This window comes from Aquiflexum sp. (assembly GCF_977115555.1).
The window spans coordinates 1-13,957 of sequence record NZ_CDSBKL010000074.1; the positions used below are offsets into that span (position 1 = coordinate 1).

Sequence of the window (13,957 nt, forward strand, 5' to 3'; positions counted from 1 at the left end):
CAGACTCAGAATCAGAAACACTCACAGAACCGACTGAAGCTGTGGCCGTGTTGTCAACTTTTCCCGCATCGATATCTGATTGGGTTACAGTGTAAGAAGTGAGGATTGACTCAGAAGCCGAAGGCGCCAAAGAAGGGATCACCGTGTTCAATCCAGTCAAAGGATCAGTTACAGAAACATTGCTCAAAGTGACGTTTCCGGTATTGGTGACTACAATGGTATAATTCAAAACATCACCCACCGCAGCAAAAGTATTTTCAGTGGCAGTCTTGCTGATGGAAAGTGCAGGGTTCTGAATAAAAGTCTGTACATCATCATCAGAGGATGTTAATTGCACGCCGAATGCTGTACCTGAAACCGAAGCATTATTGGAAAAAGAACCAAAGTCAAAATCATCTTGGGTTAAAATATGTTCAGCAGTAAAAGTTGTATTGTCTGTCGAACCTGCTCCTAAGCTGGTAATTGGACCACCTATTGGATTTACTTTGGGATCTGAAATAGAAATACCGGAAATAGTAGTATTCCCAATATTTGTCACAGAAAAGTTATAAACTATTTTGTCGCCTACATTGATTACTCCATTATTGTCAAAATCCAGTAAGACGCCTGATTTTTCAAGTTCAATATTACAGTCTAAAAAGGATAAAGTAACAGGAGTTCTGGTCAATCCTGCACATTGAGTGATGGGATTATATGCCTCAGCATAAAAAGTGACTGTTCCTAAATTTGAAAGAACCGGATTGAGTACAGGATTTCCGCCAACTTCCTGGTCAAACCACCTTACCAATTCATCACCTTCAACAGTTGCAGTGGCAGTCAAAGACTGACCGTCTACAAAACATGCGGAAAGGTTATTCCCAACAGGCGCTGAAGGAAGGGCATTGATCGTAACACTTACAGGAATTCTAGGGCCTAAGCAGCTTGCCGAAAAACCTTCTGCCACCCAAAATTGGATTGTTCCTGCATTGTTCGAATTGACTTGAAATCCGCTTTGAGCAACACCCCCAATTTCATTGGTGAAAAAATACACACTATACTCGTTAGGTTCTCCGAAATTACTAGGAGAAATCAAAGTGTTTAAGTCAGGAATTTGTTCCCCAATGCAAAATTCAAGTTCATCTGCATCCGGCAAAGAAGGATTGGAAACAACGATTGTTACAATGATCCTGAATTGGAAAACGCAATCGCTTGAATTTGGTGGGATGGCATAGTATACGCCATCATTTGCGGGAAATGGATTGCTTAAAGTAAATTCTTCAGCTGTATCCGGATCGGGACCGCTAAAAAATCTTGTTCCGATTGGAAAAGAATTTTTGATTGAATTGACTGAAACCCCTTGGCTAAGGTCAACATTACAGAAGAAAAACTCTTTGAATATATCCGCTTCTGAACAATTCTGGCTCACAAAATCAGCGGCGCCTACTATTGGTATTACCAATGCCGACTGAATGGGTTCCCCCTCACAATCACCATCCAAAAATCCATGAGTCAATTGAACAGTATTGAACTCACTTTTGGAAATCATTCCTTTTCCTGAAATATTCCCTAAAACAGCCACGTATGCCTCGCAATCAGCATTTGCAAGTAAGAAACAATCTTCAGTGGTTTTCAGCTTATAGGTTAAACTTGCTAGAATATCCATAATATCCTCAGACACTGGAATTTCTCCCAATTCCCAGACTATGGATCCTGTCGCTCCCAATGCAGGATCGAAATAGGGTTGGCCAATAGTATTTGGTGTGAAAAATGACTGAGAAGATGCGCTCAGGAATGACGCTGTGTAAGGAATGGGGATTATTATTTTGGTATTTTCAATCCCTTCGGAACCAAGGTTCCTAATATCAAGCGAGTATTCAATTTCTTGACCAGGCTGGGTCGTTGGGCTTGATCCTGCCGCAATACCGTTGATTGCGACAATGCTGTTTATTCCTTGAACATCAGGGATATATGCGTCAACCGCAAAGGCTATTGCATAGATATTGTACAAGTCTTGGTTGGTTCCATACCTGAAAGTGGTAGATGTTTGACTATTGGCAATGATGGAATTGTTATCATTAGGAACATTCCACATAGCAATGTCAATCCCAGTATTGTTCAGCAAATTTGGATTTCGTGGATTGGCAACCAATGTGCCTGCATTGGTTAAAGTAGGTGTGTAAATGGAGGAATTAAAAAAGTTACTGGTACCGTTTAGAGGGTGGCTTAGCCTGACCCATTCGGTATCATTTGCATTTCTGATTTCGAGAAAATCCCCTGAAATTCCTCTATCCCCTTCACCGGCCATTACACCGAGTTTTAAGTTTACATCGCCGTTTTGGACGGCATTGAACCCATCAATGAAAAGGTCTCCTGTGGTTTCGGTAGAATTTCCGGGAGATTGTACAAATGAATACCCGTCAAAAACAGTGACATCCCTCCAGTTCATTTTAGAGTTTTCGTACACCACTATGATCCCCCAATGTCCATAATATCCTGTGTTTCCTCCGTTTCCTTCAGTAAGCGCAAGGTCTGCCACCGTATATTCGCCCAATCCATTTAATTTCACATATTGGGTTACATCCAGATAGCCGACATACATATCACCAAGTTGTCCTGAAGGATAAAGGATATTATTGGTATTTGCGGTGAGTTCTGTGTATGTTCCAGAGGCTGGACCTTTGATTTTGATTTTTCTTTTGTCAAGGGTTTTGAAAATTTCTACTTCCGAGGCAAATGTGCCATTGGCAGTTATTCTTATCCAATTATTATTGTCCTGATAGGCTGAGGTATTTCCATTCGTACTCGAAACCCTCTGGATCCGGTCTATGGTAAAAGTCATGTTTCCCTCTACAATTGTAATGGGACTAAAAGTTAGGAGGCTGTTATTTCCTGAAATTGTTACAGATTGATTGGATAGAGCAATCCAGTTACCGTTGGTACCTATTCGATATCTTCCTGGATTTGATGTTTCATTGGTATATTCAAATTGGTAGGTGTTGGATCCTGATGAAGAGGAGAGGGTATATCTTGGATATCTTGAATTCTGGTCACCCTGCCTTGAAACTGCCATGCTGTAGGTTGAAAAATCAACATCTTGACTATTACTGACAGTTTGGACAATGTTGTTGATAGTTTGGGTTGGACCGGTTTCTGTACCCAAACTCACATCAAAGGTCATCCCAAAATTTGGGTTTGCCCTCCCAGACCAGTAAAGTCCTGCATAGACTATTTCTGAACAATTGGGATCAGCATTATTTTCTGTAGAAAATACCAAAGTAGAAGAGGAAGAATTTACTGTTGCCCCATCTCCGTCTACATCGACATATTTCATTTGATTATTCGAATTGTTTGTACTTTCCGAATAATTGGATAGTGTAAGATTGGTATTTCCAATAATTGTAAAATCACCCCTCAATCTAAAAATATTGTCATCAGGCGCAGGGTTTCCAACACGATGGGTAAATGGAACCCTATTGTCATTTTGCCCAAAAGTGGGAAAAGCAGATAAAAAAATCAGAAAAACCGAAATGCAAAATCTGAAAACAGATTTTTCTGTTAAGCTCAGAGGTGATTTTTTCGTCTCCATAAAAATTTAAGTTTTAAAAATTTGAATTGACCTGGTACAATAAGATCAGATCTCCTTTATTAAATCCAGAAACCATTTGGATTACTTCCTCTTTTGTGAGGGGTACGTTTGATTTAAAAAAAACATGTGTGAGATTATTTAAGCCTGCAAGTTTTTCAGGATTTAACCTCACGGAAGACTTTTCTTGGGTTTGATTGATATCTATCTGTAAGAGCTTGACACTTCTGATTCTTTCATTTTCTTCTTCAAGGAGATAAAGTGAATTACTATCAGAAATCAACCTTTGGGGAAATTTTTCAGCTTCATCCTGAATGTTTCTGTTTATCAAAAATAGAGTGGGAACATTATCAAAAATCAAGGATTTGAGATGATCAAGATCAATATCATCGTCTTCTGAAGGATTTTTAAGGTCGTGCATAGTTTCTGTCAGACCTGCATTTCCATTCCCAAAATTGACTTGCTTAATAATATAATCTGATTTGGCGGTTGAACCGTTTTGTGCCAAGATAGAGATTGGAGCTACCAAAAATAGGAAAATCAAAAATTTAGCCGTGTAGGCAGAAATAAAATAAATTTTATCCATGATAAGTACTGTTAATTGAAGAGTGTGGTGATTGCTCACCTGAAATTTCTCCCGGCTTCCATTTCAAAAATTTGATTGGGTTTTGGGAATTTAAAGCATGCTTGGTACTATAGTTTTTCTAAGGCAAATGCCGTGTGAAAAGAATCAAGGCTTACAAATGGGTGATTTTGAAAAACCTTAATTTGAATTTGTATTTTTTAAAATAGATTAAGTGTCAAAATCCCAAAACAAGGGTGATTATTGGATTTCAACTTCTTTTCAAAAGTTTCAATTTTATTGTTCAAAAGGAAACTTTTGTTTTACAAAGCAAAATTGTGCGCTTTATTTACTTTTTTTTTTAGATTTTCTAAAAACCAAACATGTAGTTTTTTTTTGAGGATTTTTATCGGCAAGGTGGAAAAAGTGCCTATGTACCTATCGTAAACCGATGGATGTTTTAAAATCACCGAATTGAAGAGAGATTTTTGGAAATAAGGAATCATGGATTCAGGTATTTTTTTGATCATTTTGATGAAAATCAAAGCGATATCCCGGGCTACCAATAAAAAAAAGCTGCCTGTAAGATGTTTAATCCCAGGCAGCCTTTTGAATAAATAGACTCTAAACATTAAAAAATGCAACAAAATTTAATTTCTATAAGAGATACTCTGAAGAGTGGATGGTTAAAACCATCTTGGATTTTTCATGGTTGCTTTTCTTGAAGAAAGATAGTATCCGACTGAGATTTCATGTGAGTTGGTTCTCATGTCCTGCAATACGTTTAGGTTTTGATCGTAAGCATATCCGATTCTTAGGTTTGGAGTAGCGAATATTTCACCAATAAATGCGACTGCATTTCTTTTGCTCAAAGTGCCAGCTTCAGGATTTTGATTCATAATATTGAGATTTGATCTGTAAGAGGCTCCTAACCAAAGTTTATCCATAAAAAGCATCATGCCGTTTAGATCGTAGGTTGTCGGTGATCCTTTTACCTGCTTTACAAGAAAAGATGGCTTGAACTTGATGTTTTCAGAAACATCCAACAAAGCACCGGCTGTCAAGTAAAAGTGAATATCATGATAAGCCAAAGCCATGTCTTCTTTTTCCAAATTGCCTTTTCCGATTAGGTTATATGCACTCAGTCCTGCATAAAATTTGTTTGTATGGAAAAATAAACCAAGGTTCATGTTGGGAGTCATCATGTTTATAGTGCCTGTTGGTATTTCAGGATCGTTCTCATGAAGAGCTTTCAACATGTCTCCATTGACATTGTATTGGGCAACACCTGCGCTTGCACCAAGTCCCAAGAAAGATTCTCTTCCAGTTTGTATCCTGTATGCGTAGGTTAATAGGGCTGATGTAGTATTGGTAGGGCCTATTCTATCTTTTAGGACAGTAGCTCCGAAGCCCATTAGGCCTTCATTGGCGCTGAAATCAGCAGTAACCGTAAATGTTTCAGGGGCATATGCTGGGTTGATGTGTAAGCCATTGAAGATGTATTGGCTAAACTGTGGTAATTGTTGTGCTATGGAGTCTGAAAAATTCAAAGAAGAAACCAAAAGAGTGATTGCGAGTAATCTAAATGTTGTTTTCATAACTTTTAAAATTTGTGGTCGGGTGACCTGATTGCGAGAAGATTATTTGTTTAGAGTTTTTAAAAATGATCCAAATCGTTATGAAATGATTTAAATACATTATTATGCTGTAAATATAGCGTAAAATGAATTTCATATCCAAATAAATATTAAAAAAAAATTTACGAAATACATTTTATATAATTTGAAATGTATTTTTTTGACTGTTTAAAAAACTGTTATTTGAAGTGATTATCCAAAAATATGAAAGCTTGTTAAAAAGTATTTTGTGCTAAAAAGTTGATTATTTTGGAAGTTAGAGGGTTTTTAAAATTTTTTAGTATTTAATTTACTTTCTTAAAAACCAAATTACTTGGTTTATTTTCACTGGATTTAATTTTTAAAAAATAATTCTGAGGAGAAAAAAATTTTTGGTTGAAAAAAAAATTGGCTATCTGAAACCAGTTAGCCAATTTAATTTCAAGATTGGACTGAAAAGAAATCGGGATTATTTATTGCCATATAGCTCTTTACTCACGCTTTCATATTTGTCTCCGGATTTCCAGGTAGGTCTTTCATTCCAATTGGCAATATTTTGGGCAGCCAAAATGTAGGATTTCCAATATAACAGTGCATAATCCAAGTCAAAGCTTTCAACATTATCTCCAGGCTGATGGTAATATTTATTGATTTCATCATCAAAAGCAGTGAACCCTAAACTGAACGTAGGGGCAGGGATTCCTTTTCTGGCAAAATTGACATTGTCAGACCTATCATATAATCCCTGCTCTGGAGAAGGATCGGAGATAGCCTGCAGTCCAAAATCAGCTGTTGCTTTTTCAATCAATGGATCAGCTGATGTTCTGCCCAATCCGATGACTGTCACAATTGAGGTGCTGTTATATCCACCATTGTCAATGTTTAAGTTGAATATAATCTGATTGAGAGGGATCAAAGGGTTTTCGGAAAAATAAGCGGAACCTAATAATCCTTTTTCTTCAGCAGTCCAGGCGCATAGAAGAACCGAACGTTTTGGTGGATTTTTAGCAAAATATTTAGCAGCATTGATTACAGCAACAGTTCCTACCGCATTGTCTCTTGCACCATTATATATTGAATCCCCTTCTGCATTTGGCTTTCCTACGCCTACATGGTCGTAATGCGCGGAGAGCATGATATATTCATTCTTAAGGATTGGGTCAGTGCCTTCAATTATCGCAACTACATTCTTTCCGATTATTTTTTTGTTGATCTTTCCCTGAATCTGAAAATCAGCTTCTTTATATGTACCATTTCCAATGGCATTGATCTGATCATTGTTTAAGTCCTTTAACCATATATAGGGAATTGATTCTTCACCATTGGTTTTGTCAATAGTCATTTGGGGTCTGTTCAAGAAGTTGGAGACTAAGTTCCAAGGAACAGAGGGCACATTATACATTTCAATCAGGGCAATTGCACCTTTGGATTTGGCCAAAGAGATTTTTTCTCTTCCGGCGCTGAAAAGATCTGCCGGACTTAGCCTGTTTGGCGCACCTACATTGGTTACCACGATTTTTCCTTTTACATTTTTACCTGAATAATCAGATTCCTGTCCATAGCCTACGACAATCATTTCAAATTTGCCTGTCAATGAAGGTCCGTCCAAAACCAGAAGTTCATCACCTTGTTCAAATGACTTGCTGCCAAGTGAAACAGTCCCCTTGGATGGGGGAGAAGAAAGCCTGAAAGGAATATTTTGGTAGTATCCATTTGCACCATCTATTTGAGTTGCGCCATATTTCCAAAACTGCTCTGATATATATCTTGCTGCTGCATCAATTTCAGGCCTTATAGGATCTCGCCCCATCAGTTCATCTGATGCCAAATACCTAAAGTGAGATATGGCTTCCTTTTCATTAAATTCTGATTCAATACTGCTCTTTTGGGCCTGAACCTGTAAAGCCAACATCGAAAGTGCTATTAAGATTGTTTTTCTCTTTGACATGGTTGTAAAGATGTTTTCTTGTAGATGTAAAATTGATCGTAAACCGGATTTGTAACCAAATTTTCTATGAATATGATTGAACCACCTATTCAAAAAAATAAACAGTCTCAAGACTGTTTATTTTCAGATAGGAGTCTGTTGAATTAATTAAAATCAAATTTATTCATAGCTGAAAAGGATTTGATCATTCATTTTCTTCCATTTCCCGGTAGGCTATTATTCCACCAAGTAAATTCCGGACTTTAGTAAAACCCTGGCTTTCAAGAAATCTTTTGGAATTTCCGCTTCTTGCACCGGATCGGCATTGTACTACAATTTCTTTGTTCTTGAAATCTTTAATTTCATCAAGTTGGTGTGCCAATTGGCCCATGGGAATGTTTAGGGCTCCTAGGTTATCTTCTTCGTATTCCCATTCTTCCCTGACATCTATGAATACAAAGTCGTCTTTGTCTTCTAATTTCTTTTTAAGTTCTGTGACAGTAATATCTTCCATTTTGCTTTTATTTAACCAGTATTCTAAATGACTTTTGTTCTTGGCCGATGGTGGTCTTAATCAGATATATTCCCATCTGCATTCCTTCAAAATTAACAATTTTCCCTTTGTCATTATCCGAAATGGGCAGGATAATATTTCGGCCCATATGATCATAAATATTAACACTTTCAATTTTGCCTTCAATAAACAAATCTCCTATCACTGGATTAGGATATATCTTTAATGGGATCGAAGCTTCAGACTCACTTTCGACAGGAGGAGTTTCTGTCAGGTGTGCCCTCATCATCAAGGATCCTTCTACGGTTTCATTTTGTACCCAAGACCCGGTGGCATTAAAAAAAATCTCACTGCCGTTGTCATAGGTTTTGTCTAATCCTACATAAAGGAAATCATTTGTAAATTGGGTAAACCCTATATAAAATGTGCCATTGAGTTCAATGTTTTGATCAATTTCGAAATAGGCGAATTCGTTAAGTGCTTCTTTAGTAGGGATAAATACCTCTTTTTTATAAATAGGATCTTCTTCCAATTCCTTCCATACCATCAGATCAATAACTCCGCCCAATTGGGTAAAATTTGTAAAGTTGATACTCAGTCCTTTCAAAAACACGGTATTGTTCACTTCATATCTGACAGCAAGCATTCCGGACCTTTGGTTGATTCCTGCAGAATAATCTACACTACCGTCATCATAAGCCAAAAAATCCTTCAGAGGCAAAGTAGTTCTTACTGTATCATTAACCCTAAAATCCACTTCCGGATAAGAGACTGGTAGCCCATTTTCTACCCCTTCCAATAACCCGTCACCTGTTATCAAATAGCTGATTATTTCATAATCCATTTCTTCTCCAGGAAGAGGAACCTCATTGATGGGATTACTCGAAAATCCTCTCCTTTCCTGACCTATAGGTACAGGGTTAAATGGAGTATTGCTGTTGATGGATTTAACAAGGTTTTGACTTTCTTTTTCTCTTATTTCAAATGAATATTCCATGGCCCTGAATCCATTTTCAAGATTTTTAAATTCATTGGAGGTAGCATTCCAGAATGCGTCAGGATCCTGCTTCAGGATAAAAAGAGGTATAGCGGAATATTTATCAAATGGCCTAGCATTGGAAAGGGTAAGTGCACGGTCGGGAAAGGATAAATCAGTCAAATTTCTGTTTTTGTGAAGGAAAACATAGTCCAAAATCCAACTATCAAATGGACCTGAACGCCTTCCCTGAATTTGAAACCTAAACTGAAATCCTTCATGTAGAAATTCTGGAAGTACTTTTATTATTTCTTGGGTAAAGAAAAATTCCTCTGCCGTCAGACCACCGGATTGTTCCCATACGTTGACCCAAAGGCTGTCCTGATCCAAAAATTGAAGCAGGAGGTAATCATTTGGATCAGGGATTTCTGCTTTTCCTCCTGATTGCCAAAAGAAACTGAAAAAAACTGAATTTGCTTCTGAGCCGGATAAGCCGGATAAATTGATGGGTCTTGAAGTGATTTTATCTGTAAAGCCCTGCTCAAATTGAACAGTAGAGTAGGGTCTTCCTTTTTCATCTATGCCATCAAGGAGCAAAGTGCCTTTTGTCGGGGCGGCATTCGCAACAGTATTTGAAAGCGTGACCCCTTCGCTGATCCATTTGTTTGAATCCAAGTGGGAATTGGAAAAATCATCCCAAAATGGAAGCTTCAATGGTTCTGCCTGAATCCTAAAATTCATGTTTTTTGAAACGGATTTTTGATCCGGAATTGGGGTGGGAAGTTGGCGAAACTGGGCAAAGGAAGCGTATGGACTTAAAAAAAGTACCAGAGCAATTAAAACAAAATATATAGGTCTCAATAAACTCATTTAAAAGTCAGTTGAACTTTTCTTGCTTTCGGAAATCCAGATATTTATTGGTTCCCCGGTCTTCACTTTGGCACCTGCAGGAGGCATTTGTTTTATTATAATCCCGGATGCCACGGTATCGGTTATGGCATAATCTATATTCCCCATTCTCAATCCGGATCCAATAATCAAAAATTCGGCATCTATTTCATCCAATCCTATTAAAGGTGGTACTTCGAGAATTTGATTTCCAAGACCATCGCCTACCACAAGGTCAACTTGTGAGCCTTTTGGGATTTCAAATCCCTCAGGTATATTTCTTCCTCTATATTTCTGTTCCAAAACCACATTTATCCCGATGTCAGGAATATAGATTATCTCTCCCCGAACCAAACCGATATTTCCGAGAATTTCCTGTGCATTTTTCAATTGGCTATTGACAAGGTTGGGCATTTTTATCAAAGGAGCATTTCGTGCGTTTAGGGTAACATAGATTTTCCTTCCTCGTTTGACTTTACTTTCAGGATTTGGATTTTGTTTGAGAACTGAAAACGGTTTTGCTTCAACATTGAATCCGCTATCTATGTTGACCTCATAAGTCAAGTCCCTATCGGAAAGGAATTTGTCCAACTCACTGACCTCATATCCTTCAAGATTTGGCACTGTCACAGTCTGACCGTGATTAGTATAGGAAGGAAGGTAGACCTTTAGAAAAATAAAAGATAATAAGGTGATGGTTAGAAAAACCAAACCGATGTGTATGGCGATTTTTTTTATAGAATCTTTTGTATTACCCATGTATCAGATGAATTCTTTAAGCTAACGTATAAAGGTAAAATTATATTTGTTTTCCAAAGAACAAATATCGTCAAATAGACACTTTGTAGAAAGGTAATCAGAAAAGAAAAAAGTCGAAGGCCTTTTTAGGGATCTTCGACTTCTTGCTTTGTCTTTATTATTTCCTGTTTTTTCTTGTTAGATTTTTCAAATTTCAAGGTTCAGATGTTGATTTTTTGTTTTGGTAAATACCCCTTGATTATTTTAAATTTCCTTATTGAATAAATAATTTTCTGGTTTCACTTACAGATTTACTGGTGATTTTTAGAATAAATAATCCCTTTGAAAACTGTTGGGAAGTGAAAGTATAAGTCTGGTTTAGGGTATTCGGATAATCTACATCATGCAATAATGCCCCAGTTGATGAGTAAATCTGAATATTGACTGATTCAAACAGCGGGAAATTGAAAGCGACATTAAAATAATCAGTGGATGGATTGGGATAAAGTGAAATTTGTCCTAATGGAGGAATCACCGGTTCGGGATTTGCTGAAAGGAAGAGCTCAATATTATCTAGATAAACAGAACTGCTTTCCTCATCACTATTTTCCAAAACGAATGCGACTCGGGAATTTTTCTTGTCTTTTCCGGCAAAAGGCGTCAAGTCTACAAAGTCCCTAACAAACTCTGACGGATTGTTGGGGTTGGCATTTCCATCTTGAACTGTGGTGATTTCGGATCCTGTTTTCCTATATACCTCGGTATAAGTATCTCCGCCATTATCACTTGCCATAATCTTCAATACTGCCTCGGGATTTAAAATACCTGCTGCCCTGTCAAAGAAAAGACCCGCCTGAGGGCTAATGGATAAATCCAATATTGGAGAACCAAGCCAGAAACTGTTTTCTGTAGGCGTAAATTCTACTTTGCTGACATTGCTGCCAATTGGTCCTGTTTGTAGGGGAAAAATAATCCAAGAAGGAATTTGATTTTCAGGATTGATGCTTATCCAAGGCCCAATGGAAGAGGTTCCATTAAAGTTTTGCCTAAAAGGAGCTCTTGTTTTTTCGGTATCCATTTGGACAAATCTTCTCAAATCGATGATTTCTCTTTCATTTTGATCAAAATTTGGGAAAAGAACGGTGTATCCCAATGTGTTAATCCCAAGAGATGTCGACTTTGGAAGATTGATAGAGGCAGATTCCCCTGCTGCGAGCGGCTCTGCTCTGGCAATAAAACTTTGGTTTAAGCTACCTGAAATCCTCCTGAAAATAAATCCTGAAACGGGAAGGTTTCCTGTATTTGTTACTGATATCACTTCATTGTCATGGTTGTTTGACCCTATGGGAGTAGGGCTGACCAATTCTGTAAGCTTAAGATCATATTTGTAAGTTTCCTCAGTCAGGATTTCAATATCTTTAAGGAACAGATTGTTGCCAAATCCGTTTCTTGCAATAAAGGCAATCCTGACATTTCCAATCCCTGCATATTGGCTTAAATTGACAATCTCTCGCCTGAACTGAGAGCTGCTTGTGGGAATAAATTCATCCAAGGTAGGAGTAGAAGTCTGCAAGAAAATGTAATCTTTATCATATGGCGCATCTACTATTTCAAAAGTATTTCCACAATCAGTAGATACAGCCACAATCAAATAATCCCCAAATGAAGAATTATTAAAAGGCCCATAAGCCATATTGAAAGTCAATTGTGCATTTTGGGAAGTACTTAAGTCTATTTGTGGTGATATCAAATAATCCAATTCTCCAAAAGCCTCATATTCATAATTTCTGATGTAAATAGCTTCCTGGGATTGGCCATCAAGGGTAACTTGGGTCCTTTCCCAAGTAAATAAATCATCCGGGTTATCAATTACCCACTTGCTACCTAAGTCGTTGAAGTCGAACACATAAGGCAATGGCACTACCGGCTGTAAACTAGGATTTGATTGAGCCGTATTGTTGGATGGGTTTGAATCTGAAATACCATTCACCTGAGTAATGGTCGCTACAAAATTATTGGAAGAAGGGTTTAAAATAATAGGATCAAAGGATACAATTGTTTCGTCACCTGTATTCAGGTTTAGGTTGAAATTTTTTACCTGAATCAATAATCCGTTGTTTCTGATCTCAATACTGGCAGACGTAACACTGTTCGACCCCCGGTTAAATATAATCAATGAAGGTGTGACGTTTAAATCACATACCAAATTTTGGGGATCAATGATCCTTTGGATAGCCAGATCATTTAACAATAACTCTGGTGAAACAGTCCCTATGCCATTGACCAAGGAAGCTCGTCTAGGACTTTCAGCCAACACGACATCCATCCTTGCCACTTGTCCCAAAGTGAAATTGTTCATACAAACATCTGGCGTATAATCCATATAATTTTCCACCAAATCTCTTGTATTACAGGTAAATCTTGGATTATCTGTTCTACAAGCATTATTTGAACCGCTTTGATTAGGTGTATCTTCCACGAAGTCATCCACGGAACAATCTCCATCTCCCCAAATATGACGTAGTCCAAAGAAGTGACCAACTTCATGGGTTGTGGTTCGGCCTTTGGAACCAGCCACTGCATTTCCTCCTTCTCCAAAATACCTGTAATCAATAGTAACACCATCGGTTTCTCTCGAATTTGGGGGGAAGTTAAGTCCCGGCAAATTGGAAATAGGGAATGATGCATAACCAATAAATGGAGACACCAAGGTTACAACCCATATGTTTAGGTAGTCTTCAGGTGGCCAAAGAGATGTTTGTCCAATCAATTCCACATCACTTGAGCTATTGGGATTATATGAAGTCTTTGGACCTACTACACGCACAACACCATTAGTCGGCAATCCATTTGGGTCTTGTTTTGCCAAAACAAATTCAACGTTGGCATCTGCTACCACTCCCAAAAACTCTGCAGGAGTTAATGTAGTATCACTATTTAGCCGTCTAAAGTCCTCGTTTAAAATTCTGATTTGGGCCTCAATCTGTGAAAAAGGTATATTATTTCCAGTACCCTCCGGAGTGTCATTATGCAAGACATGTACTACTACAGGGATAAGCCTTCGTTCCGCTTGTGTCCTTTGTTGGGGATTAAAATTTTTTTTCTTTTGGCTGATTTCCCTGTTTATCCAAGATTTAAAAAAACCCTTTCTGCCCCTACTCCCAATATTCTTCT

8 protein-coding genes are annotated in these 13,957 nt (G+C 37.8%); all 8 read right to left on the bottom strand.

Annotated elements, in window-relative coordinates; genetic code table 11:
- Nucleotides 1-3,565 (bottom strand): DUF7507 domain-containing protein (locus ACZFYI_RS06785; protein ID WP_462523369.1); only part of this gene is annotated, 3,565 nt, incomplete at its 3' end.
- 13 nt (nucleotides 3,566-3,578) lie between these two features.
- On the bottom strand, nucleotides 3,579-4,148 hold the full coding sequence (locus ACZFYI_RS06790; RefSeq protein WP_462523370.1) for a hypothetical protein: 570 nt from the start codon (nucleotides 4,146-4,148) through the stop codon (nucleotides 3,579-3,581).
- A gap of 662 nt (nucleotides 4,149-4,810) precedes the next feature.
- Nucleotides 4,811-5,722: a PorP/SprF family type IX secretion system membrane protein gene (locus ACZFYI_RS06795; RefSeq protein ID WP_462523371.1), complete on the bottom strand. Its 912-nt coding sequence runs from the start codon at nucleotides 5,720-5,722 to the stop codon at nucleotides 4,811-4,813.
- A 487-nt stretch (nucleotides 5,723-6,209) separates the two neighbouring features.
- Nucleotides 6,210-7,652, bottom strand: a complete 1,443-nt coding sequence (locus tag ACZFYI_RS06800) for a M28 family peptidase (protein ID WP_462523376.1) — start codon at nucleotides 7,650-7,652, stop codon at nucleotides 6,210-6,212.
- Nucleotides 7,653-7,872: 220 nt separating this feature from the next.
- On the bottom strand, nucleotides 7,873-8,181 hold the full coding sequence (locus tag ACZFYI_RS06805; RefSeq protein WP_462523372.1) for a rhodanese-like domain-containing protein: 309 nt from the start codon (nucleotides 8,179-8,181) through the stop codon (nucleotides 7,873-7,875).
- Between the two features lie 7 nt (nucleotides 8,182-8,188).
- The gene (locus ACZFYI_RS06810; RefSeq protein ID WP_462523373.1) at nucleotides 8,189-9,898 is read right to left on the bottom strand and encodes a T9SS type A sorting domain-containing protein; all 1,710 of its coding nucleotides are present in this window, start codon (nucleotides 9,896-9,898) and stop codon (nucleotides 8,189-8,191) included.
- 129 nt (nucleotides 9,899-10,027) lie between these two features.
- Nucleotides 10,028-10,804, bottom strand: coding sequence for a PASTA domain-containing protein (locus ACZFYI_RS06815; RefSeq protein ID WP_462523374.1), 777 nt, complete (start codon nucleotides 10,802-10,804; stop codon nucleotides 10,028-10,030).
- A gap of 253 nt (nucleotides 10,805-11,057) precedes the next feature.
- A partial coding sequence (locus tag ACZFYI_RS06820; protein WP_462523375.1) for a M43 family zinc metalloprotease occupies nucleotides 11,058-13,957 on the bottom strand: 2,900 nt, incomplete at its 5' end.

Bases quoted from the DNA above. Each gene is read 5' to 3' on its own strand.
- ACZFYI_RS06790 (WP_462523370.1), bottom strand. From the start codon at position 4,148: ATGGATAAAATTTATTTTATTTCTGCCTACACGGCTAAATTTTTGATT.
- ACZFYI_RS06795 (WP_462523371.1), bottom strand. From the start codon at position 5,722: ATGAAAACAACATTTAGATTACTCGCAATCACTCTTTTGGTTTCTTCT.
- ACZFYI_RS06800 (WP_462523376.1), bottom strand. From the start codon at position 7,652: ATGTTGGCTTTACAGGTTCAGGCCCAAAAGAGCAGTATTGAATCAGAA.
- ACZFYI_RS06805 (WP_462523372.1), bottom strand. From the start codon at position 8,181: ATGGAAGATATTACTGTCACAGAACTTAAAAAGAAATTAGAAGACAAA.
- ACZFYI_RS06810 (WP_462523373.1), bottom strand. From the start codon at position 9,898: ATGAATTTTAGGATTCAGGCAGAACCATTGAAGCTTCCATTTTGGGAT.
- ACZFYI_RS06815 (WP_462523374.1), bottom strand. From the start codon at position 10,804: ATGGGTAATACAAAAGATTCTATAAAAAAAATCGCCATACACATCGGT.